Annotated in this window: 21 protein-coding genes and 1 CRISPR repeat array; of the genes, 15 read left to right on the top strand and 6 right to left on the bottom strand. The window is 45.3% G+C overall.

What is annotated here, in order from left to right:
- Positions 1-450: 450 nt before the first annotated feature.
- From H3V12_RS00705 to H3V12_RS00690, 4 genes are all read left to right on the top strand, one after another.
- Positions 451-1,914 (top strand): PLP-dependent aminotransferase family protein, encoded by a 1,464-nt coding sequence (locus tag H3V12_RS00705; protein WP_198212071.1) that lies wholly within the window; start codon positions 451-453, stop codon positions 1,912-1,914.
- A 312-nt stretch (positions 1,915-2,226) separates the two neighbouring features.
- Positions 2,227-3,138: an aldo/keto reductase gene (locus tag H3V12_RS00700; protein ID WP_198212069.1), complete on the top strand. Its 912-nt coding sequence runs from the start codon at positions 2,227-2,229 to the stop codon at positions 3,136-3,138.
- 52 nt (positions 3,139-3,190) lie between these two features.
- The gene (locus H3V12_RS00695) at positions 3,191-4,000 is read left to right on the top strand and encodes an NADPH-dependent F420 reductase (protein WP_198212067.1); all 810 of its coding nucleotides are present in this window, start codon (positions 3,191-3,193) and stop codon (positions 3,998-4,000) included.
- Complete coding sequence (locus H3V12_RS00690) at positions 4,000-5,292, top strand: MFS transporter (protein WP_198212065.1); 1,293 nt, start codon at positions 4,000-4,002, stop codon at positions 5,290-5,292. Before H3V12_RS00695 ends, H3V12_RS00690 begins: the two co-directional genes overlap by 1 nt.
- 150 nt (positions 5,293-5,442) lie before the next feature.
- Here the strand turns inward: H3V12_RS00690 and uraH are convergent, their stop codons facing one another.
- From uraH to H3V12_RS00665, 5 genes are all read right to left on the bottom strand, one after another.
- The gene (gene uraH, locus H3V12_RS00685) at positions 5,443-5,889 is read right to left on the bottom strand and encodes a hydroxyisourate hydrolase (protein WP_198212063.1); all 447 of its coding nucleotides are present in this window, start codon (positions 5,887-5,889) and stop codon (positions 5,443-5,445) included.
- A 3-nt stretch (positions 5,890-5,892) separates the two neighbouring features.
- Entirely contained in the window at positions 5,893-6,420 is a 528-nt protein-coding gene (gene uraD, locus H3V12_RS00680; RefSeq protein WP_198212055.1) for a 2-oxo-4-hydroxy-4-carboxy-5-ureidoimidazoline decarboxylase, read from the bottom strand.
- A 103-nt stretch (positions 6,421-6,523) separates the two neighbouring features.
- Positions 6,524-7,126: an ureidoglycolate lyase gene (locus tag H3V12_RS00675; protein WP_198212053.1), complete on the bottom strand. Its 603-nt coding sequence runs from the start codon at positions 7,124-7,126 to the stop codon at positions 6,524-6,526.
- A 39-nt stretch (positions 7,127-7,165) separates the two neighbouring features.
- Positions 7,166-8,086 carry an allantoinase PuuE gene (gene puuE / locus H3V12_RS00670; protein WP_198212051.1) on the bottom strand — a complete coding sequence of 307 codons (921 nt, stop codon included), beginning with the start codon at positions 8,084-8,086 and terminating at the stop codon, positions 7,166-7,168.
- Between the two features lie 496 nt (positions 8,087-8,582).
- Positions 8,583-8,732, bottom strand: coding sequence for a hypothetical protein (locus H3V12_RS00665; protein ID WP_198212049.1), 150 nt, complete (start codon positions 8,730-8,732; stop codon positions 8,583-8,585).
- On the opposite strand from H3V12_RS00665, the gene H3V12_RS00660 reads away from it, so the two are divergent.
- From H3V12_RS00660 to H3V12_RS00615, 10 genes are all read left to right on the top strand, one after another.
- On the top strand, positions 8,731-10,173 hold the full coding sequence (locus H3V12_RS00660; protein WP_198212048.1) for an NAD(P)/FAD-dependent oxidoreductase: 1,443 nt from the start codon (positions 8,731-8,733) through the stop codon (positions 10,171-10,173). The genes H3V12_RS00665 and H3V12_RS00660 overlap by 2 nt on opposite strands.
- Positions 10,174-10,897: 724 nt before the next feature.
- On the top strand, positions 10,898-12,211 hold the full coding sequence (locus tag H3V12_RS00655) for an ABC transporter substrate-binding protein (protein WP_198212046.1): 1,314 nt from the start codon (positions 10,898-10,900) through the stop codon (positions 12,209-12,211).
- A 44-nt stretch (positions 12,212-12,255) separates the two neighbouring features.
- Positions 12,256-13,029 carry an ABC transporter ATP-binding protein gene (locus tag H3V12_RS00650; RefSeq protein WP_198213706.1) on the top strand — a complete coding sequence of 258 codons (774 nt, stop codon included), beginning with the start codon at positions 12,256-12,258 and terminating at the stop codon, positions 13,027-13,029.
- Between the two features lie 67 nt (positions 13,030-13,096).
- Positions 13,097-13,813, top strand: coding sequence for an ABC transporter permease (locus tag H3V12_RS00645; protein ID WP_343211703.1), 717 nt, complete (start codon positions 13,097-13,099; stop codon positions 13,811-13,813).
- Positions 13,814-13,864: 51 nt separating this feature from the next.
- On the top strand, positions 13,865-14,812 hold the full coding sequence (locus H3V12_RS00640; protein WP_198212043.1) for a LysR family transcriptional regulator: 948 nt from the start codon (positions 13,865-13,867) through the stop codon (positions 14,810-14,812).
- A gap of 225 nt (positions 14,813-15,037) precedes the next feature.
- Positions 15,038-15,859, top strand: coding sequence for a bifunctional allantoicase/(S)-ureidoglycine aminohydrolase (locus H3V12_RS00635; RefSeq protein WP_198212040.1), 822 nt, complete (start codon positions 15,038-15,040; stop codon positions 15,857-15,859).
- A 327-nt stretch (positions 15,860-16,186) separates the two neighbouring features.
- Complete coding sequence (locus tag H3V12_RS00630; RefSeq protein ID WP_198212038.1) at positions 16,187-16,447, top strand: transcriptional regulator; 261 nt, start codon at positions 16,187-16,189, stop codon at positions 16,445-16,447.
- Positions 16,444-16,755 carry a type II toxin-antitoxin system RelE/ParE family toxin gene (locus tag H3V12_RS00625; RefSeq protein ID WP_198212036.1) on the top strand — a complete coding sequence of 104 codons (312 nt, stop codon included), beginning with the start codon at positions 16,444-16,446 and terminating at the stop codon, positions 16,753-16,755. Before H3V12_RS00630 ends, H3V12_RS00625 begins: the two co-directional genes overlap by 4 nt.
- Positions 16,756-17,054: 299 nt before the next feature.
- On the top strand, positions 17,055-18,089 hold the full coding sequence (locus H3V12_RS00620; protein ID WP_198212034.1) for a dipeptidase: 1,035 nt from the start codon (positions 17,055-17,057) through the stop codon (positions 18,087-18,089).
- Between the two features lie 712 nt (positions 18,090-18,801).
- On the top strand, positions 18,802-20,013 hold the full coding sequence (locus tag H3V12_RS00615) for an MFS transporter (RefSeq protein ID WP_198212032.1): 1,212 nt from the start codon (positions 18,802-18,804) through the stop codon (positions 20,011-20,013).
- A gap of 238 nt (positions 20,014-20,251) precedes the next feature.
- On the opposite strand, the gene H3V12_RS00610 is transcribed toward H3V12_RS00615, so the two are convergent.
- Positions 20,252-21,628, bottom strand: a complete 1,377-nt coding sequence (locus H3V12_RS00610) for an MATE family efflux transporter (protein WP_198212030.1) — start codon at positions 21,626-21,628, stop codon at positions 20,252-20,254.
- A 421-nt stretch (positions 21,629-22,049) separates the two neighbouring features.
- Here H3V12_RS00610 and H3V12_RS00605 point away from each other — a divergent pair, with 421 nt between their 5' ends.
- The gene (locus H3V12_RS00605) at positions 22,050-23,441 is read left to right on the top strand and encodes a DHA2 family efflux MFS transporter permease subunit (protein WP_198212029.1); all 1,392 of its coding nucleotides are present in this window, start codon (positions 22,050-22,052) and stop codon (positions 23,439-23,441) included.
- Positions 23,442-23,460: 19 nt separating this feature from the next.
- A CRISPR array of direct repeats spans positions 23,461-23,761; the repeat unit is 36 nt; unit sequence GTTGCGGCTTGACCGCATTTTCTAATCTGTTACAAC.
- Positions 23,762-24,051: the final 290 nt, after the last annotated feature.

Below are 24,051 nucleotides of genomic sequence, written 5' to 3'. Positions count from 1 at the left end.
GGTCAAGAAATGAAGGTGGGCATCGGCTTTTATAAAAATTCAACCATTGGATAAAACCGGGGCATGACCTAAAGCCACGGCTTTGCCCGCATGAAGATGAACCTCCTTATATTTGACAGAACACCAAAGAATTGACGGATCGTCAAAGTCGCTCGAAAAAATATTGTTCCGCTGTTTTTTCCAGCCTATCAAATAGTGACAACGGCCTCTAAAAGAATGCCTGTTCCTCCAAGCGATGCCGATAAACCGGATTGTGACGAGCTGCGGATCGCCTCGTCATGATAATCTTTTATTCAAGGCATTAGAGGCAAAGGAAGGCCGGAAACTCACTCTCACGAATGTCTCAAGTTTTTTCGCTCTTCTGTCGTCGGTTTGACTATCCTATGTCAATAACTATTGATTTCTTTCATCAATTGTTATGAATGATGATTTCTGACGGTTAGGAAACGAATGTCAAACGAGCTTATAAACATAGACGAGATCGGCACAAGCTATTCGCCTAAATCGTCTCGTACAGGAATTGGTGATAGCCTCTACCAACAGATCATTTCATTAATCGACAGTGGTACTTTTGAAATAGGAAAGCGCGTTCCCTCGATCAGGGCGCTTTCGCTTGAAATGGGGGTGGGGAAAAATACCGTAGAAAGCGTATATAGCCGCCTCATCGGAGATGGTTATCTCGTTTCCAGAGGGCCTTCCGGCACATATGTTGCAAACCGGTCCCTCGCCCATGCAAGCGTACGAACGAAGACTGCGACCAATTCTTTTAAACATCGGTCCATTTATGCCGAAGGAACGACGTTTAAAAAGCTCCAGATCGGTTTACCTGCCATCGATTTATTTCCCGCAAAATATTGGAGTAGTCTTTCAAAGCGAAAGATTGCTGAAACGCATAACTCGTTATTTTATCCCCATTCGACAGGGCTTAAAAAGTTAAAAGAAAGCATCACACGTTATGTGGGACTGTCCCGTGGAATCGTTTGCGAACCCGATCAGGTCTTCATTACCAGCGGCTTTCGCGGCGCTTTAAATTTGCTCATGCAAGCTCTTGGTAAACCGGAAGACACAGTATTTTTAGAAGACCCGTGTTTTCCGCCCACTTTGGACATTGTTAGAAGCTCGGGTGCACATGTTGTCGCTGTTCCTGTCGATCATAACGGAATGCAGATTTCTGATGCTTTAAAAAGCCATCCCGACGTTAAATTTATCATCGTCACAGCCAATCATCAAAGCCCTCTCGGCTACGTTCTGGGAGACGATAATCGAAATACATTATTAGATTGGTCTGAGAAAAATGGTACATTTATCATAGAAGACGATTACGATAGCGAATTCCGATATGATAATAAACCGCTGCCGGCTCTCGCTAGTCTCAATAATCATACAAACGCCAATATGATCTATATTGGTAGTTTCAGTAAATTAATTAATCCCGACTTACGGTTAGGCTATTTTATTGTTCCAAAGTATATGGTTCCGAAAATAACGGATTTTTATCAGAGATGGATAGATGGATTTCCAATATTAACCCAATCTGTATTATCCGAATTTATGGATTCTGGTAATTTTGCCAAACATTTGAACAAAATGAGGCTTAATTATAAAAAACGACAAATATTTTTACAAAATGCATTGAATAGATATGTTTCCGATATATTCCATGTAAAAAATTTCAATCACGGACTTAATACATTATTGCTATTAAAGAATTGTTTTAAATGTAACGATCTGGCATTAATGAAAATCGCACAAAAAGAAAATTTTGGAATTGGATGCATTTCAAACCGTCAAATAGAAAGAAGAGATTTGAGCGGATTAATATTATCCTTTTCTAATTTGAAAACCCAAGAAGAGGCCTATAAAATTATCTCGGATTTTAATCAGGTCATTAGACCAAATGTTTCTTCTAAATAACGTATTTCTATAATTCAATATATTTTACATTTTTGATTTGTTTAAAGAAGCTTATTCCACTTGACGTTTTGTCAGATTGTCGTTGCAATTAAACAGCATTTTCGAGACTTTCATCTGTCAAAGTGGCTTGTTTTCGAGAACTTCGTAACCTCATCGGAAGCGTTTCAGGCTTAAAAGCATGACTTGATAAAAATACTCCCTTGCCCTGGTCATTCATGACTTTCATTCATCGTTCAAATGAACAATTATGCCTTTTTCGTTTTTGAAAGCTCGATTATACTTGCACTCAACAAAAATAGGAAAGGCGCTAGAATGGACATAACACGTCGACAGTTTGCTATCGCCTGTGGTGCAGCTTTCATGGTTAGCCCGACAATTTCGGCAAGAACACAAGCCACAGCTATGAAAAACCCTTTAATCCGTCTTAAAACCGGCCGGATGATCCCGACGCTTGGCATGGGAACATGGACACTTGCAGCAGGCCAAAGACCTCTTAAACAAGAAGAGGAAGCGCTTGCAACCGGTCTTGATCTTGGCTTGAACCTCATTGACACTGCCGAACTTTATAGCTCCGGTAAAGCTGAAGAAATGGTTGGCCGTGTGATCAAAAAGGCCGGAACGAAACCATACGTGGTTTCAAAAGTCATGCCGTCGCACGCAACAAAAGCCGAAGACATTCGCAATGCTTGCAAAAACAGCCTTCAGCGCTTGGGTTTAAAGCAGATGGATCTTTATCTTTTGCATTGGCGTGGCGGAATTTCAAACCTCAAAACCGTGGTTGATACATTTGAAGAATTAAAAAGCGAAGGTGCCATTGTCGATTGGGGCGTTTCCAATTTTTCCGTTAACGACATGAATGATCTTTTCAGCCTTGAAAAAGGCGACCAATGCGCAACCAATCAGGTGGAATATTCACTTGTTGACCGCACTATTGAAGGAGGCCTTCTCGATTGGTCAAAAAATAACGCTATGCCGATTATGGCCTATTCTCCACTTGGTTCGGGCAAAACCCCGCTTTTGCAAAATGCGGTTTTGAAAGATATTGCGCAAAAACATCAAATGAGTGCTGCGGCCGTCGCAATTGGCTGGACAATCAGAAACAATTTTACCATTTCCATTCCCCAATCAGGTTCGCCCGCACATTGCCGTGAAAACAGTGCCGCACTTTCTCTTCATCTTGATGAAGAAGATCTTGCACGACTTGATAAGGCTTTCCCGATTTGAACAAGAAGGTTTCCCGTTCTGGACAACAAAGTTCAAGACAAGAAGGTTCAACATGTCTCTTGATCGTCGTTTTATGTTGAAATCTGCTTTGGCACTGTCTCTTGCCGAGATTTTTTCGCTGTCCAATGCTTTTTCACAAAATACAGAAAATTCGGCGGGGAAGACTTCAAATTCATCCAAAGCGGAAACAGTCAACGATAGCCCCGCAACAAAAACGGAAGCCGATGTCAAAAAACTTAAAATCGGGGTTATTGGCGCCGGCTCGCTTGGCGGAACCGTTGCAACCCTCCTCGTCAAATCCGGCCATTCGGTGATGTTTTCTTCGCGCCATCCGGATGAGTTGCGACGCTTGACAAACCCGCTTGGCGAAAAAGCTTCAATTGGCACTCCGCGCCAGGCGGCACAATTTGGTGATGTTATTCTTGTTGCAGTGCCGTTTTCAGCCTGGCCAGAAATCGGCAAAGATTTTGCCGCCGAAATGAAGGGAAAAATTGTTATTGATGCGACAAACCCGCCTTTGTGGGGAGGAGATTTAGAGCCTCTTTCAATTGAAGCAAAGAAAAATGGCATTGCCGAAACGGTTAAAAAATATGTGCCGGATGTGCGCCTTGTCCGTGCTTTTTCGGCAGTTGACGCCACAGTCATTGAAGATTGTTTCAATAAAAGGATAGAAGCTGTTGGTATGCCGATCGCTAGTGACGATGAAAAAGCGTTGGACGTTGTAGCTGAGCTTGTGCGCGAAACCGGTTGCGAACCTGTCATGACCGGAAAACTTGAAACAGCGCATATTTTTGCCCCCGGTGAGCCGGGGTTTCGTGCTCACCTTCCGGCAGATAAATTGCGAAAACGCCTTGGCCTATAATGATAAACAAACTGCAACATATATTTGAACGTCTGTTCGCGCTAAAAGCGCATGAAACAGTTGCCTTTTTGGGCGGCTTTTTCACGCTTTTTCTCGTCTTTTGCAGCTATTTCATGTTGCGGCCGGTGCGGGAAACATTCGGCATTGCCGGTGGTGTCGATCATCTCTCATGGCTTTTTACTGCCACTTTTTGCGCCATGTTTCTCGTTGTGCCCGTTTTCGGCTTTATCAGCCAGAAAGTAAAAAAGACCAATCTCTTTATCTATTCGACGCTTCTTTGTAGCCTTGTGATGCTCGGCTTTACGATAAGCCTTTATTATAATAGCGGCAATGTCTGGGTAGGGCGGGCATTCTTTGTCTGGGTTTCGGTTTATAACCTGTTTGTTATTTCCCTCACGTGGAGCTTTTTGGCCGAGGTTTTTACCAAAGAACAGGCACAGCGCCTGTTTGGCCCCCTATCGGCAGGCGCAAGTCTTGGCGGCATAACCGGCCCGCTGATAAGTGCATTTATGGTTGAAAAAGTGGGCTATGCCGGCCTGCTTTTAATTTCGACAGCGCTGTTTTTATCAACGCTTTTTCTCTGGTTTTTGCTTGTGCACTGGCGAAGTGATTTCGGCCGCGGCAAAGACGTGAAACAAAATATTCCCAGAGTGACCGAAACGGAAAAAGAAAACGGTGAAACCTATTCCGGCATATGGATTGGCTTGAAACTCATCGTAAAATCGCCTTACCTCCGCCAAATTGCCGTTTATGCCATTTTCACTTCGGCCGGAACCACCTTTCTTTATTACGCGCAGGCGCGCCTTGTTCAGGCTACCTTTAGCAATCCCAATGAACAGACACAGTTTTTTTCCATTATGGATACGGTTGTGCAAACCTCGTCCATTCTTATCCAGATGTTCGTTACCGCCCGCCTTGCAAAAAAATTCGGCGTAACATTCTTGCTTGTGAGCTTGCCTGTCATGATGGTGCTCCTGTTTGGACTGCTTGGCATATTCTATTGTTTTCCGATTTTGGCAATCGCAATGATATTGCGGCGTGTGGGAGAATATGCACTTGCCCGCCCTGCCCGTGAAATGCTCTTTTCGGCAGTTGATGAAAATTCGCGCTTCAGTGCCAAAAACGCCATTGATACTTTTGTCTATCGCGGGTCAGATGCATTCTGGGGCTGGGTTGATACGCTTATCCGCAACGTTGTCCAGCCGCCGGTCATTATGCTGCTTGCACTTGTTTTATCCTGTCTCTGGGCAATTTCGGGAAAGAAAATCGGCAAGCGTTACGACGAACTTTAAAACCGATAATGCTAAAAAATATTCAACAAGCCTGGAACAAGTGCTCACAAACTTATGCCTGAAAGTGGCGGCGAGAATGATGTGCGCGTCTCATAATATCCGGTCATAATATTCAGCCTCGTTTTTTAACTGCATATCGAGCCTGATTTTTCAACTGCCGCGATAGGTCGAATAGCTCCACGGGCTTACAAGAAGCGGCACATGATAATGGGCGATGTTATCCGCTATTGAAAAGCGGATGATGATTTCATCAAGAAAAGGCGGATTATCAAGTTTTGCGCCTTGGTTTAAAAAATAGGCAGCTGTGAAAAAGTGCAATTCATATTGCCCTTTTTCCATTGCCTTTTCATCAAGAAGCGGTTTTTCCGTTCGCCCGTCCTGATTACTCTTTGTTTCAACAAGCAATTTTTTGACGACGGATTGCGTTTTTTCGTCCGCCAAATGCGTTTCTTCGCCCATTTCATGAGGTTTGTTTATTGTCCTGTTATTTTCGTTTTCCGGAACATTTTTCGCGCAAAGCTTGTAGAGCTGAATTTTGACGCCGGAAGCCGGTTTACCGGATGCCGTATCAAGAATATGGGTTGTCAAACCGGTCATGATTTATTCCTCGCTATCGATGAGATCTTCAAGCCGCAAGCGCGCAATGCGGAAGATTTCCGTCAACGCTGTGGCTTTTTCTTCCTCTTTATCATTGTTCAGCCGCTTTTTCATATTGGCGAGAATGGAATATTTGTCATGGGCTTTTCCGCCATGCCCCCGCACGGCAATAATAAAGGGGAAGGAAAATTTTGCCCGATAGGCTTCATTCAATTTCTGAAATTGATCGAATTCATCTTCGCTTAAACGATCAAGCCCTGCCCCTTTTTGTTCTTTTTCCGATTGCGCCGTCAATTTTGATGAACGGGCAAGTTTACCCGCAAGATCGGGGTGAGCCAAAATCAACCTGTCTTTCAACTCTTCCGGAGCTTGTCGAACCGCTTCGACCATGGCTTCATAAAGCGCATCGAGATTTTTAAATGGCCGTTTTCCTGCAACACTTTCCCCCACCCAAGGGGAATGCTCGAAAATGCCGCTTAAACAACCAATAAAAGCGGTGGTTCTAAGAGTGTTCAATTGTTCAATTTTCACGGGGTCTTTTTTCCTTAATTTGTTTGCCGGTATTTTTGTGTTCTCAATTTTGATATTTTGCTCAATTCCGTTTTTTAAAACGCAAGTTCGCCGAGCCTTTCCGTCATTTATCAAAATCCGGCAACCGGCTTATTTGCCAAGCCTCGTCTTGATAAAAATATTCTTCAAGATTGTTTTCGACACCACCGCGATCAACCACATAGAAATCGCTTGTCTTGAAAAGTGCCAGAAGCGGAAAATGCCAAACATTTTTATGATAATTAACGCCGACACGTGGCGGACAATAAAAGGCTTGCGGGGCGGAAGGTTTGCCCCCGTCATCCTTTGCCACAACAACGAGAAACGGATTGTCGCCCACTGGCAAAAATGCCTGCGAGCCATAAGGGTGACGCTCCATCATGTCGATGATTAAGGGAAAGCTGATCGGCAGAGACCGGAAGACATTGATGAGAACGCGCGGCTTTTCCCCCTCCGCTTCAACCTTTGCAAGATCATGAAAACGGGTTGCCCGCCCCTGATTGATCGGGATCATAACCGGATTTTTCTTGGGAGTTGAGCCTCTATTATTTTCTTTACCCATTTGGTCGGGCGAAATTGTTTCTTCCCTCACGTCGATTACATCGCCAAAAGGAGAAAATTCGGCTTTCCCGATTTTTAAAACGGCAAGCTCGTGCAATTGTTTTTTATGATTTTTGTGCTCGGCCATTGTATCCTGTTCTCCGGTTTTCTTTAGTCTGTTTCAAGCTTACTTGGCCGGATGCACTTTTTGCCAATGGCGGGCAATATCAATACGCCGCGCAATATAAACCGACTTTTTAGCTGCCACATAATCGAGAAATTTTTCAAGCGCTTTTGCCCGCCCCGGATGGCCGACCAGTCGGCAATGTAAGCCGATAGAAAGCATTTTCGGCGTGCCTTTTTCGCCCTCTTCATAAAGAACATCGAAACTGTCTTTCAGATAGTTAAAAAATTGTTCGCCGCTGTTAAAACCCTGCGCGGTTGCAAAGCGCATGTCATTGACATCCAATGTATAAGGGATCATGAGAAACGGCTTATCAATGCCTTTCACCCAATAGGGAAGTTCATCGGCATAACTATCTGACGAATAGATAAAGCCCCCCTCTTCCATGGTAAGACGCAACGTGTTGATCGACGGTTTTCCCTGATAGATTCCATATGGGCGTTCGCCCGTTAGTTCTTTCTGGATGCGTACCGCTTCGCGAATGTGAAAACGCTCTTCTTCTTCATCAACATCCTTATATTCAAGCCAACGAAACCCATGGGTGGCAATTTCCCAATCGGCCTCGACCATGGCTTTTGCAACAGCCGGATTGAGCTCCAAAGCCTTGGCCACGGCAAAAACTGTAAGCTTCATATTTCTTTCGGTAAAAAGCCGGTAAAGCCGCCAGAAGCCGACACGCGCCCCATATTCATACAAGGATTCAATATTGAGGTTGCGCTGCCCTTCCCAAGGAATTGCACCAACAATTTCGGATAATAAATATTCGGAGGCCTTGTCGCCATGAAGAATATTGCTTTCTCCCCCTTCTTCATAATTGATGACAAATTGTACCGCTATTTTTGCCCCGTCCGGCCATTCGGGGTCTGGCGGGTTCGGCCCATAGCCATAAAATTCACGGGCGCGATAGTCTTTTAGTGATTGCATGGATTTTCTTCCCCAAACAACAAAATTGAAAACACTGTCCGGAAGTCGAATGGAATTTCCGCATCTGAACAGTTGCTGAAAATATGAAAAGCAAGAGCCATGCCACTTAACTTTCGGGGCATAATCGCGCCGATATTTCAGGAAAAATTTTTGTGCGTGATTTTCCATTCCGGCAGTGCTTTTTATCTGCCCGCTTTCATCCTTTCCTCCAGTGCTATTTATGGGAACTTAATGCCCTTCCGGTGTTTCACGTGTTATCGGAGCCCCACTTAATTGCGGCGCACCGCACTGATTGTTTCCGTTCCTTTATTGAACCCCGTACGAAATCAATACTATTGAACGAGTGACGAACTGACGAAAAAATACAAAACAAATCGGAAAACAAGCAAAATAGAAACCTATTTATACGTTCTAACCAGTGGGTTATGCTTGAAATAACAGCAAATTATATTTGATTTTGCCTAAATTTTAATCTTGACAGTTTTTTGCCTTATATTTAGCCTTTCAACCACCGGCATAAAGCGTATTGCGGGTCGATCGGGTCGATCCGGACAGAAAGTGTCATCCCCGCTTTTAAACCGGCAGCCAAGGTTCTTTTAAAAGCCGGAGCTTGTTCCTTGGCCTGCCAATAATGGGGAATAGACATGCCAGAAAATAGCGAAATAAATCTTGCCAAGCTTGAACGGCAGGCAAAATACGATCTTGAATGTTTGAACTATCCTGCTCGCCAATGGGTAAAGCCGAAGACATATCACGGCAATCCGGTGAAGGATGTTGTGATTATTGGCGGCGGACAAAGCGGTTTGACATTGGCGCTACAATTGCGGCGGGAAAGCGTTACAAACATTGCCATTCTGGATAAAAATGAAGCCGGTTTTGAAGGGCCATGGCGCACTTACGCCCGCATGCATACATTGCGCACACCGAAATATGTGACGGGGCCTGATCTCGACATTGGCAGTTTGACAGTGCGTGCCTGGTGGGAAGCGCGTTTCGGGCATAAATCCTGGGAAGAGCTTTATAAAATCCCGACCAATCTTTGGGCAGAATATCTCGACTGGTTGAAAAAAGTTACCCATATAGAGGTGACAAACCGGACAATTGTCACCGATATAGAGCCGGTGCAAGAAGATGTTTTTGCAGTTCATATCGAAAGAAACGGCAAAGCCGATATGATCTACACGCGCCTTGTGGTTTTAGCGACCGGTATCGAGGGCAGCGGCCAATGGGTTGTGCCGAATATGTTCAAGGATGCTCTTGACAAGAAGGTTTATGCCCATACGGCCGAAGCAATCAATTTTGACAAGCTTGCCGGCAAGCGTGTTGCCGTTGTGGGTGGTGGCTCGTCTTCTTTCGACAATAGTGCCACAGCTTTGGAACATGGGGCAAAATCGGTAACGCATTTTGTCAGACGTTCCATTTTGCCGACAGTCAACCCTTACCGTTTTATGGAATATAGCGGGTTTTTGCGCCATTTTGCCGATCTTGATGACGACAAGAAATGGCAGTTCATGAAATATCTCTTTGATGTCAACCAGCCGCCAACACAGGATTCCTATTTACGGTGCACAAAATTCGACAATTATGAATTGAAACTTGCAAGCCCCATTAAAAGCTGCCGGATGGATGGTGAAAAGCTTGTTCTTGTCACACCGCATGAAAGTGATGAATTCGATTTTCTGATTGTCGGCACAGGCTTGATTATCGACCTTAAAACGCGGCCGGAAATTGCCCGTTTTGCCGATAAAATCGAAACCTGGGGCGACCATTTTACCCCGCCAGCGGGCGAAGAACATGCGGTGATTGCAAGCTGTCCTTATCTTGGACCAAACTTCCAATTTCAGGAAAAGGTGAAAGGTGAAGCGCCTTACCTCAAGCGCATTTTCACTTATACTTTTGCCGGTATGCCAAGCCTTGCCGCATCGGCGGGAATTTCGGCTTTGAAATTCGGCGTGAGAAGACTTGCCTATGGGGTGAGCAGTGAACTGTTCTGCGAAGATGCCGATTATCATTATGAACTTCTGAGATCATTTGACGAGAAGGAGCTCACCGCACCCCAGCCTGTTGCAATGGGAAAAGCCGGTTAAAAACCCTTGGGCGACCGGATAAAGTGGCTGTTGCCAAAACCGGCTTACCCGAAAAGTAACTGAATTTTTTCATTTTTCTTTGAATATCATTGAGAATCGCGCCCGTTGTGGCGCGATTTTTATTGTTCTTATGTTTGATTTTTTAAGCCCTGAATTCACTCTTCCCCCGCTCGAAAGTCGAAAGCAATATTAAGAGAATTTAGATCAACCCGTGCGAATTTTAAGAACGCTTAATAAAAGCGCAGAGACTGCACCGGAGCCGGTCAATAGTGTTTTTTCAAATCATTGATTTTATTTGATCTTTTTATTCTTTCATTTTCTTATTTGTAAAATTGCATAAAATTTAATCAATAAATAAAACCGCCTAATTTTTAAGTTTTTTCTCTTGTTTTCACTTGTTGTTCGTGTAAATCTTGGGTCGTCGGAAATAAAACCGGTTTTCTTTCTTAAAAGAAGAAAAGAAACATCTTCAAAGAGAGAGAATAAGGTTTTCCGGCAAATACAGGATGACACTATAGGTTAAAAAATACGCTTGGTTTCGTAAGTTGAATATCTATACGCCGCCTTTCTTGTGCTGATTATCCGGTTTTCAAAAAAAAATTAAACGGATAATACCCGACAGCACAAATGGCAAAACCGGAATTTGTTCATAATGCCCGTTCGGTTTTTAGGGTTTCTTTTTTTAAAAAACCGGAATGCTTTTTAAGCGGGAGAGGAAAAGTTCATGCAGGCGAAATGTCGAAACAACAGCGACAATGCTTTTTATTCCTTCCCTCGCACCGGCTTTTCACGGGACCTCACTTTTTGCCCCGAAGGCCAAAAGACAATTGCAGCGTCAAAAATACTGCGCCTCAAAAAGGCGGATATAAAAAGTTTTATTCGCAAGCAATTCAAACAAGCATTTTCGAGTTTTAAACACGCTTTCCAGACTTTTAAACAAGCTTTTCCGATTGCTAGTTTTTCATCGGTCAAATTTTCTTTTAAAAGTCTTTTTCCAAGTAGTCTTCTTTCATCTAGTCTTCTTTCATCAAGTCTTATCTCGGCAAATCTGACACTTCTTTTGTTTTCTCAAACGCTTGAGGCCAAAGAGGTTCAAAAGGCCCCTGACAAAGTGCGTTTTCAACTCGACTGGTTACCCGGTGGCGATAAAACCGCGATTTATGTTTGTGTGAACAGAGGCTTTTGCAAATCCGAAGGGCTTGATGTTGCCATTGAACCCGGGCGTGGCGGCAATGACGCCATTACCCGCATTGCTGCCGGAGTGAGCGATGTGGGGGCAGCCGACATCACCGCGCTGATGGCCGCGCGTGTAAGCGCAAATGTGAAGGTGAGCGCGGTTATGGCAATCTTCAACAAAACGCCGCATGCGTTTTATGTGCTTTCCGATAGCCCCATTCATTCAATTGCTGATATAAAGGGAAAAGCCGTTGCCACCTCGCCTTTTACCGCTTCCAACCTTTTCTTGCCGCCTTTTCTGAAAACCCAGAATTTATCCATGGATGATATTGCGCTTACAAGGGTCGATTCCGGTGCTTTAGGGCCGATGTTGATAACCGGAAAGACCGATGTGATTATTGCGTGGCTCACCGATTATACGCGCTATGAAGAACAGGCGAGAATTGCGCATAAAGAAATCAGATCCTTTCCGTGGGTGGAAAGCGGACTTGATCTTTATGGCAGTTCGCTGATTGCCGCCGACAAATTCATTTCCGAACGCCCCGAGGTTCTTACCCGCTTTATCAAAGCCTATCGCCAATCAATCATATTCATGCATGAACATCCCGATGAAGCGGTCGATGCGGTGATGGAAAGTGTTCCCGAACTTGATCGGCAGAGTGTTAAAGGGTCGCTTCAGGATACATTGAAGCTCATTTACAATGACGAGACAGATCAATACGGCCTTGGCACTTACCGCCGCGACAAGCTTCAACGCACATGGCAAAAAACGGCCGAAGCTTTAAACCTCGACCCGAATGCGGTGACCGCTGAAAGTGCTGTTAAAACCGGTTTTTCCGAAAATCTGGAGGGCTTCAAATGACAACAAGCCAATTGCAATCCGTAGAAATGAAAACCGGCAATGCGATTTCTCCCCCCTCTATCCGTTTTGAAGGGCTAAGCCAGTTTTTCACAACATCAACAGGGCGAACAGAAGCCCTTCACAACATTAGTTTCGATGTTCGCTATCATGAATTTCTTGCAGTATTGGGTCCTTCCGGTTGTGGCAAATCCACGCTTTTGCGGTTGATTGCCGGACTCTTGAAACCAACACAAGGCAAGGTGGAAGTTTTCGGTATGCCGGTTACGGAGCCGCGCGAAGATGTCGGCATTGTTTTTCAACGCCCGACATTGCTGCCATGGCTCAATATTGTGGACAATATTACTTTTCCCATCAAACACAAATTCGGCAAGGTCAATTCCGCCGATATTGATAAGGCCCATGAACTTGTGCGCATGATCGGGCTTACCGGTTTTGAAAAACGTATGCCGGATGAATTGTCGGGCGGTATGCAGCAGCGTGTCGGCATTGCCCGTGCGCTTCATCTCGACCCTGATATTTTGTTGATGGACGAACCGTTTTCCGCCCTTGATGCATTAACCCGCGATGAAATGGGTTTTGAACTTTTACGAATTTTTTCCGACCGGCCTAAAACCGTGATGTTCATTACCCATTCTGTCAATGAAGCTGCCATTCTTGCCGACCGTGTGCTGGTTCTCGCCGGTCGTCCGGGAACCGTTTTAACCGAACTCGACGTGCCGCTCGGACGGCCACGCAACGCCGAAACTGCAAACCAAAAGGTGGTCCATGACTTCGCTCACACCCTCAGAAACCTCCTCATCAAGCCCAAGCTCGCTTAAGAGGAAGAAGATAAAGCTGTTTCACTTCTCCTCGCTGCTCTCTGGCTTACCGGCAGTGTTGCTGATTGTGGCTATTCTTGTGATCTGGCAAATAGCGGTGACGATTTTTGCCGTTCCCTCTTTCATCCTGCCGGCGCCGGTTGAAATTTTCAAAGCTTTCCATGTGATTGATGGATCGCGTTGGGCTGTTCATATATTTGCAACCTTGCGGGTGGCACTCCTCGGCTTTTTCGTATCTATTCTGATTGCCTTGCCGCTTGCTGTCTGTCTTATCCGCTCGCCGCTTTTATCAAAAACGGTTTATCCGTTATTGGTTATTATCCAGTCAACACCGGTTGTCGCCATTGCGCCGATTGTCATTGTCGCCTTCGGTTCGGGTGATTTTCCGCGCATTCTCATCACCTTTCTTATTTCGTTTTTTCCGCTGGTTATTGCCACTTCGACAGGGCTTCTTGCAACACCGCCCGAACTTATCGAATTGTCAAAATCGCTCCGCGCACCGGTTCGCCGTGAAATATTGCAAATCCGCCTGCCCTATGCCGTGCCTTATATTTTCTCGGCCTTGAAAATTTCCATTACTTTATGCGTCATCGGTGCGGTTGTTGCCGAATTCGTTTCGGCCGACAAGGGCATCGGTTTCTTCCTCCAGCTTTCCACCTCGATTTATAAAATACCGCAAGCCTGGGCGGGGCTTTTTGTGCTGGCTGCCATTTCGCTTATCTTGTTCCAACTTGTTATTCTTACCCAGAAACTTCTCTTCCCGTGGAGTATCAAAAAGGGTTGAAAATAGAAAAGCTCCAAAACATAAAAAACGGACAAGGGGGGATTAAACATTTTGCAACACCGTTTGATGAAATATCTTGACGAGGTGGCGCGTTCCGGCTCGATACGGAGTGCCGCACAAAAGCTTCATGTTGCCGCTTCTGCCATCCAGCGGCAAATAAAGCTCTTTGAAGAAGAAATCGGCACACCGGTTTTTTCCCGCAGCCATAAGGGGCTGGAACTCACGGCCACCGGCGAACTGGTGCTTGGCCATATCCGCGAAACAATGCGCAATGAAGAGCGGATGATGAGCGAGATTAAAGCTCTCAAAGGTGTTATCCGCCAGAATTTGACAATTGTATGCGAAGAAAATCTCGCTGGCACCCTTCTTTTTTCGGCAATTGTCGACTTCCAGCAAAACCATAAATCTACAAAAATCAACGTATTGACCGCGCAAAACGACAATGTGCAAAATGTGCTTCTTGATGGCAAAGCCGATCTTGCTTTGGCCTATGACATTGAAAAACAACCCCGTTTTACGATTGATAAAAAGGTGAAATGCCCGCTTGGGCTTTTTCTTCGTAAAGGTCATAGTCTCGAAAAACGTTTCAAAGGAAAAACCAAAGTCAATCTTGCCGAAATTATTGGCGAAGCTCTAGTTCTTCCCGAAAAGGGCACAAAATTGAAATCGCTCATCGAAACGCTTGGGCCCCCGCTTGTCACCGCCGTTCCAATTGTCGAAACATCATCCATTCCATTGATTGTTCAACTCGTTGCAACGGGAAACTATGTTTCCATTTTAAGCCGCACAGAATTGCCGGAAGGGTTTGACAATGAATTTCTCTTCATTCCCGTTATTACCCATCCTGCCTATCGCATTTTGACATTGTTTCACCAGACAAGCCGCGTACTCAAACCGGTTGAACAACAGTTTCAACATGTATTGATGGAACAAATGAAAGAAAGTCTTAGCCCACGCAATCCAAACTTTTCCGGAGGGGAAGAAAAAGAGGCAGAGTGAACGTTATAACATCTGTTTGCGACAGCGCGAAACTGGTTCAAATATTGTCAGATGAAATATTTTTTAAAAATCTTGAAGAACAAGACGAGTAAACACGAAAAAATTGGAGCAAATTTTTGAAGGGGTTTTAAAAGCTTTTTGACGAGCCGGGCTTGCGACGAAAGAGACTTTTTGACAAGTGAGACTTTTTAAAAAAGCTTTCATAAAAGAGGAGATAACAATTCGATGAATGAGAAAGACTATTATTTTCCGATGGGCGGATTACAACCACGTTCCGAACTTTTAAGCAGCAAAGCGACCTTCAAAGACGCCTATATGGTGATGCCCGCTTCTGTCATGACGGATATTGTCACGAGCCAATTGCCGTTTTTTACAAAATCCCGCTTCTGGGTTTTGGCGCGCCCGATGACCGGTTTTTCAGAAACATTTTCCCAATATATCGGCGAGATCGAACCTTCGGGCGGCTCCACACATCCGGAAAATGACAAGCGCGCGGAAGCGGTCTTTTTTGTGACCGATGGTGCACTCACCATTGTGCTAGAAGGCGAAAAACATGTTCTTCACAAAGGTGGTTTTGCCTATCTTCCAGCGGGACAAGATTATCAATTATGGAATGAAGCAAAAACCACCGCGCGCTTTCACTGGATCCGCAAGGCTTATGAAAAAGTGGAAGGGCTTGACAAACCTGATGCGATTTTTTCTTCCGACGAGCAAATAACACCTGCCGAAATGAAAGGCCATGAGGGTGTATGGCTGACAAGCCGTTTCATGGATATGAACGACATGCGCCATGACATGAATGTTGCTATTGTCACCTTTATGCCGGGCGCCCACATTCCTTTCATGGAAACCCACGTTATGGAACACGGGCTTTATGTCTTGCAAGGCAAAGGCGTTTATCGGCTGAATGATGATTGGGTGGAAGTCGAAAAAGGCGATTTTATGTGGTTGCGCGCATTTTGCCCGCAAGCCTGCTATGCCGGCGGGCCGGAACCATTCCGTTATCTCCTCTATAAAGATATAAACCGGCACGCAAAACTCTGGTAAGGTAAAACTACGGGCTGTCGAGGCGAGACTTTGCGAAGGCAAAATTTTGGCGGGCAAAACTTTAGTAAAGCGAAAATTTTCGAAGCCAAAACTCTACTCATGTTTTGAAATTGCGAGTTTTGAATAGCAAATAGCCGTTAAAGCTAACCATGCTTTAAAAGGCTCATCGTCGTCGTGAGGAATCGCCACATCTTGTCTTCAGGATGTTCAGGTCACCTCGTGGCAGTTTTCGATAAGCAAATTGGGTGAACGGTTGTTATAACTCATGCAAGCTCTCCTTGACTTGTCTTCAATATTGGTTATTTGTAATACAGTAAAGGAGATCGCATGGCTCGCACAACAACAATGACGGTACGCATTGGCGAAACACTGGGTGATTATGTTGCCCGCCAAATAGGCGACAACGGGCCTTATGAAAATGTCAGCGAATATGTGCGTGATCTCATAAGAAAAGACAAGGAACGTCACGACAAACAGGCGTTTAACCGGCTGAAAGCCGAATTGCAGCTTGCGTTTTCCGAACCTGACGAGAGTTACGTTACTGTTTCGGCGGCAGACATTATTTCCAGAAACAAGAACAGGTCATGAGCGGTTTTCGGCTGCAACAGGCAGCAATTTTCCGTCTTGACGAGATCTATCGGTACGCGTCAAACAAATCGGGCCCGGCACGGGCGGAAGACTATTTGAATGGTTTATTCAACTGTTTTCAGGCTATTGCCGATGGTCAGGTAATGTCCCGACCGATACCAGCCGAATTTTCCGTTCACGGCTATTTCTACCGTTATAAACATCATTATATCTATTGGAAAAAGCTGAAAAACAACGATACAGGTATCGTCACAATATTGCATGAGCGTATGCACCAGATCGACCGTTTTAAAGATGATTTTATCTGAAACGCGAAAAGAGTGCCCGTGTGAAGACAGCTTTGATTGGCTGGATTCTTGATGACGAGCTTTTAAAATTTTCATAAATACAAGGCTTGGCATAAATAAAAATCTTTATGAAACCCAAGCTTTCACTGTCCCACGCTTAAACAGGCAATGACGGGAAGTCAGCACCTCAAGCATGTCACCGTTATCAGCGCGGAGTGTGTTGTCTCGTTATAATCAAACTTTTGTCAGTTGCTGTTTTAAATCTCTATAGTGGCGTATAAGAATAATGATTGAAAACACATTCAGATAAGGCAATTTTTATGGCTGAAACACTCATCCAATGTTTTGACGGGCACAATGACATTCTCTCCAAAATCCGCGACGAGAAAAACCTTGACCCTTCGGCTTTCATCAATGGTTTTGAAAGTGCAGAACTTGACCTGCCAAAGGCTGAAAAAGGCGGCCTTATTGGCGGACTTTGTGCAGTTTATCCGCCATCGGTTGATCTTCAGCCCGATAAAAACGGTGTCTATCCTGAATTATTGTTAAAAGACGCTACAAAGCCCACCATGGAAATGGCAAAGCTTCTCCATGACATTGAAAAGCTGAAACCCGAACGTTTCAAAATTTGCAAAACCGCGCGCGATATTAAAGAGGCAATCAAGGCTCACCAGTTTGCTGCGGTTTTTCATATTGAGGGTGCGGAAGCCATTGGCGAAAATCTGGAAGAGCTTGCCCGCCTTTATCAGGATGGATTGCGCAGCCTCGGCCCCGTCTGGAGCAGACCCAATATATTCGGTTTCGGAGTGCCGTTCAAATATGGTTCGACCGGCGACATCGGACCGGGCTTGACAGATACGGGTAAAAAACTTGTTCGCGAGTGTAACAAGCTCGGCATTATGGTTGATCTTTCTCATATGAATGAAAAAGGCTTCTGGGACATTGCAAAATTGAGCGATGCGCCGCTTGTTGCTTCCCATTCCAACGCCTATCACTTGAGCCATCAAAGCCGTAACCTCACCGATGAGCAATTGCGCGCAATCGGAAAAAGCAAGGGGTTGGTCGGCATTAATTTCGGTGTCAAATTCCTGCGCGAAGATGGCGAACGCAACCGCGACACACCGCTTAAAACCATTATCAACCACATGCGCTATATTGTCGATATTGTCGGCGTGGAACATGTCGGCCTCGGTTCGGATTTCGATGGCACAACAATTCCGAATGAATTGCATGATTGTTCACAATTGCCGAAACTCGTCGCCGAAATGGAAAAATCCGGTTTCAACCATGACGAGATCGAGAAAATCACCTCGAAAAACTGGATCTCGGTCCTGGAACGGACTTGGGGCGAATAAAGCTTTTTTAAAAGCCAATGCGTTTGGCCGGTTCGTCGCATTGGCAAAATATGTGTTCGCAATTCACGTTATAAAGAAAGACAAAAGACAACACTGGTACGTGAACCGGCGTTACCTGCATTGAAATACCACCGCGCATGAAAAAGCTACAGTTTTAACGGGAATACATTTTGTCTCACTAAAGTTCTGGCAAAGATAGTTTTTCCTTTAACAATCTTGAGGCTCACAACACTCGCGCCGTTCAGGAAAAGAATTTTTCAGGTATGGCTTTCAAAGCCCATTGCGGCAAATCTTTCCGGATGAATTCGACATGCCCTTTTTCACTATGCAGCACAAGCGAGTAAGCGCATTATATTTACATCTTTCCAATAAATCGAATGGGACTGTCGCGCTTTTTTTTCTTCCCGCCGATAGTCTTAGCAAAATGATCAGGATTTTAATCCATCAATCGGGTTCTTAAAAACAATCAGTATATTTTAAATGGAATTCATGACGCGTTTCAGTCGAGCAATACACGCTTGAGTTTCTGCCATATTTTTTGAGATAATTTTGCTTTTCCCCTGCCAATCAGGCAGAATGGATAAATAGTTTTTCAAGCAGCTATTCATCCCACAATAAACGGCATTCATTTAAAGGCTGCAAAAATTGACATAAGCACGTGATGTCAATAGATGAAGGAAACGCCTTTGAAGGGCGCTTGAGGACATTTGTCATGGCCAATATATATCGTGAATTATTCAGAAAACCCGGCACTGTTGCCTTTTCGGTAACGGGGGTATTCGCACGTATTCCGATATCGATGATTTCAATCGGCATTATGACAATGTTTGCCATTGAAGGTTTGGACTATGCCACCGCCGGTCTCGTTTCGGCAAGTTATGTCCTTGCTAATGCCATTATTACGCCGCAAATATCAAAACTTGCCGATGAATACGGGCAAGCCCGTGTCGCGCGGCCGGCGCTTTTGATTTCTTTCCTGTCGCTTTGCGGCTTGTTGATTGCCGCCCATTATAAAGCCCCGCTTTTCATCTTGATTATTGCCGCAATTCTCATCGGTTTTATGCCGAGTTTCGGTTCTTTCGTGCGCACACGTTGGTCGCAACTCTATCATGGTTCGCCGCTTTTGCGTTCGGCCTTTGCCTATGAATCGATTGTTGATGAATTGATCTTCATGGTCGGTCCCATTATTGCAATCGAGCTTACAAACCATCTGTTTCCGGCTGCCGGACCGCTTGCTGCCGGTCTTATCATGCTTGTTGCAGGCTTGATCTTTACCTTGCAAAAATCGACAGAACCGGTTGCCCATGGCAAGCGGCAAAAAGGCTCCACATCGGTTATCCGGCTTTTTTCGATCGAGCTTTTAACAGTGATTATGTTTTGCGTCGGTACCATTTTCGGCACTGCGGAAATTTCGGCCGTGGCCATCGGCAAATCGCTGCAACAGTCAAATTACACTGCGCTGCCACTTGTGCTTTATGCGGCAGGCTCTTTCATTGCCGGCATTGTTTATGGTGCACTGCCCGCGCGCATAACATTGTCAAAACAGCTTCTCGTTGCCACAGCCATTGCAGCGGTTACAACATTGCCACTCTTGTTTGTTACAAACTTATGGAATTTGAGCATCGTACTTCTCATTGCCGGTGCCGCCTGTTCACCCACAATCATTATCGCGATGTCATTGATCGACACAATTGTGCCGCCCGAAAAACTCACCGAAGGCATGTCGTGGGGAATAACCGGAATGGCAATGGGGGTCGCTGCAGGAGCTGCCATTTCGGGAAAACTGATTGATGCTTTTAACCCCGAAAGCGGCTTTTATGTTTCCATTGTCGGCGGCTTTCTTGCGCTAATTTTAACGATTTTCGGGCAAAAATATCTCAAACCCAAAACACCAAAGCCAAAAACCATTCTAGAAAATTCCTGAAAGGTGCACGCTTCCGGCCTTTCGCTGTTTCGTCACTCTGTTCAAAGTCCACCGGCTTTGGCAGATATTGCCTTAAGCCGCTTATTCTTGGGCCTCCCTTCAAGCAGCTTTTTATCCCTTGCCACAAAAGAGCTTTTCTCCCTCTTTTTTGCTCTCTTTTGAAGCAAGCTTTTCCTGTTAAATTTGCTTGAAGAGCCAAGCGCGATCAAGCCGTTGCTGCTTCACACCTTATAGAAAGCTAAAGCACTTTTTGTTTTTTCCATGTGCCCGAAAGATAATAGCAAAGCGCCAGAATGAGTGAGGCAAAAGCACCGACGGTGAAGCTCCACCAGATGGCATCAGCCTTCATGGAACCATAAAACATGTAATAGAAGCCAAGCCGAACCGGATAGACAGCAATGAACAGGCAAATGAGCGGCACAAGAACCGCGCCATTGGCACGAACTGTTGAAAAGAGCACCATTGCAAGGCCGAAAAACAGAAAGCTCCAGCTTGCAATCGCCTGAATGTGCTGTGCCATTGGTACGGCCGAGCTATCATTTCCCAAAAACAGGATAATGACCGGACGGTCGAAAATGAGCAATAGGCCAAGCAGAATGGCTGTCATGACAAATGTTGCAGCGCAGCCGATCAATGTGGTTTTTGAAATCCTGTTCCAGCGACCGGCGCCAATATTTTGCGCAACCATTGCGCTAACCGCCGCCCCCACTGCCATGGAAGGCATTTGCAGATAGGTCCATAATTGCTGCATGATATTATAGGCAGCAATGGTGGTGACACCTTCCTGATTGACAAGACCAATCATGACAAGTCCGGATGTCGCAATGATGACCATTTGCAGACTCATTGGAAAGCCTTTCAGCACGATGAAGCGCATCAGGCTGAAATCCGGCCAGATATAGGTGAGTTCCCGCCCTTTAAGCCGCAAAGGCAATTTCTTCACATAGATATAAATAATCATGGCAAAAAGCGCGAGATAGCCCGCAACAGATGTCGAGGCGGCAGCCCCTGCAATGCCCATTTTAGGAAAAATCCACAAGCCCAAGATGAGCACGGGGTTGAAAATGATATCAAGCACAACATTGACGCACATAAAAATGAGCGGCGTCATGGAATCGCCCGCCCCGCGAAGCCCCATCATAATCATGACCATCAAAAGATCGGCCGGTGCAGCAAGGAAGATAACCCGCAAATAATCTTCAGCTAGCGTAAAAGCATCTGCCGGTGTTTCAAGAAAGCGCAGGATTTCGGGCGAAAAAAACCAGCCCAAAACGGCCAGAACCACCGAGAGAAACAGACAAAAGCCGATAGAAGCGCCGAATGCCTGTCGCGCACGGTGCAAATCTTTGCGCCCTATGGATTGACCAACCATAATGGTTGCCGCCATGCCGAAACCGAATACAAGGGCAAACAAAAGAAAGGTGATGATATTGGCATTGGCCGTTGCCGCAAGTGCACTTTCGCCTAAAAACCGCCCCACCCAGATTGTGTTGATCGAACCGTTGAGCGATTGCAAAACATTGGAAAGCAATGTCGGAATGGCAAAGAGAAGCAACGTTCTGGTGATCGGGCCTTCAGTCAGATTAGTGAGAACAATTGTTTTTTTATGCGGCAAGTGGACGCTCCATCAGCGCTTTTTTTAAAATGATTGACCCGAAGCGGATAAAACTTCGTTTTTTAAATAATGATATAAAACATATAGGTGTCGTAAATGTCATGTGTAGCCCTTTCAGAGCAATCCATGAACACATGTGATGAAGAATTTATTTTTCCCTAAAGGTCAAGAATGAAATAAAAAACCACAATAAAGTGAAGCCGGTTTTTGTCGCTCTCACTGTTTTTCACAATTAAAACCGGTCAAGATAATGTCGGCCTAAATGATGGTATCGGGATCGTCGCGATTTTCAGTCATAAACAGTTTTCAGGTTCTATCGGTTTTTTTGGCATATACGATTTTTCAGCTATAAAGGTTTTAAACTAAATAGGCACACTGTTTTAAAGGTTCCACCGTTCAAAAATCGGGTTCAGGTTATTTAATGCACATTCTTCCTATGGTTCTGGCTGTCGCTTTGTTTATGGAACATGTGGATTCCAATGTGATTTCCACATCTCTTCCCGCCATTGCCGCCGATTTGAACACAAGCCCCATCGCACTCAAACTCGCCATGACTTCCTATCTCGTGGCACTTTCGGTTTTCATTCCCATAAGCGGGTGGATCTCCGACCGTTTTACCGCACGCATTATCTTCCGTGTTGCCATTGTGGTTTTTCTTGCCGGCTCTGTTTGCTGTGCTTTTTCCTTCTCGCTCCATTCCTTTGTTTTGTCGCGTTTTTTGCAAGGCATAGGCGGGGCAATGATGACACCTGTCGGCCGGCTACTTCTTGTTAAATCCACCCCGAAAAACCAGCTTGTCATTGCCTTTCAATGGTTCTCCATTCCCGCCCTTGTCGGCCCGCTTGTGGGCCCGCCACTTGGCGGCTTCATCACCACCTTTTTTACCTGGCACTGGATTTTTCTCATCAACATCCCGATCGGTTTTATCGGGCTTCTTCTTTCATCAATCTATCTGCCAAAAAATGAAAAGAGATATATCCGCCCGCTTGATTGGACAGGCTTTTTCCTTTCGGCAATCAGCCTTTCCGGCTTCATTTTCGGCCTTTCGATTGTGAGCCTTCCCGCCTTGCCGCAAAGTGTTGGCATCAGTGTCACCATTTTGGGTGTGATTTTTGGCGCCATCTACATTAAACACGCCAAAAACCGCACCGCACCGCTTCTCGACCTTAAGCTTTTTTCCGATCCGGTTTTTGCACGTGCCATTATCGGCGGCAGCGTTTTCCGGCTTGGCATTGGGGCCGTGCCTTTCCTGCTTCCCATGATGTTGCAACTTGCCTTCGGCCTTTCGCCGATTGAATCCGGCCTTATGGTTCTTGCTGCGGCCATCGGCTCGCTTGGTATGAAATTCGGGGCAAAAGAAGTTTATGCCCGTTTCGGCTTTCGGAAGGTGTTGATGGCGGGTTCTCTCGTCTCGGCAATGTTTACCGCTTCCAATGGCTTGTTTTACCCCACCACGCCCTATTTGCTGATGATTATCGTGCTTTTGTTCGGCGGCTTTTTGCGCTCGCTTTTCTTCTCCGGTGTCAATGCGCTTGCCTTTTCCGATATTGCCAAAGAAGACATCAGTCAGGCAACGCCGATTGCCGCCGTTGCCCAACAGGCTTCAATGGCGCTCGGCATTGCAATTGCTGGCGCGGTTCTGGAAATTGCGAGCTCCTTTCACGACAATATATTGAAACTTGGCGATTTTCATACGGGCTTTTTCGTCGTCGGCTTTATCTCGGCACTTGCTTTCTTCATCTTCCGAACATTGCCACGTGATGCAGGCCATGCTTTGAACGAAAAAAGCAAACAATCCACCGCACAACATTGATGAAACCGAAACATATTCTACAGCCGCTTGACCGCATTTTCTAATCTGTTATAACACAGTCTATGCCTACACCTCAACCTGTTCAGTTGCGGCTTGACCGCGTTTTCTACTCTGTTACAACATTGGTTTCGCTATCTTCGAGCAACGACTAGTTGCGGCTTGACCGCATTTTCTAACCTGTTACAACACATCCGCTTGTCGCAACTGCTTCCGTTCTGTTGCGGCTTGACCGCATTTTCTAATCTGTTACAACCAAGCCAACGCGCATACTCGGCGTCGTCCCTGTTGCGGCTTGACCGCATTTTCTAATCTGTTACAACCGATATCCACTTACCCCTTTGTTTTATAAGGTTTAAGTGGATATTTTTTTTAAAAAAAATGCTGTTTTCCATTAAAATAACACCGGTAATTTTCGATTTTTTTGACGTGTCTTCCACGTTTTCCCTGAAAATCTAACAATATTTTCACATAAGAGCACGATCAATTTGCTTATCTGTAAGGTAGAAAAATATCGAACTTTCATCGTTCAGGCAAAGGTGTTTTAATCCGCAAACGTGAGCATCCTATCAAAGCGACATCGGAAATTTATTCATCAATCACTGAACACGCA

Origin of the sequence: Bartonella sp. W8167 (genome assembly GCF_016100335.1) — a bacterium.
GTDB classification, from domain to species: Bacteria; Pseudomonadota; Alphaproteobacteria; order Rhizobiales; family Rhizobiaceae; genus Bartonella; species Bartonella apis.
Note: the sequence above shows the minus strand (reverse complement) of the source record. Positions and strands in the feature narration are given on the sequence as shown.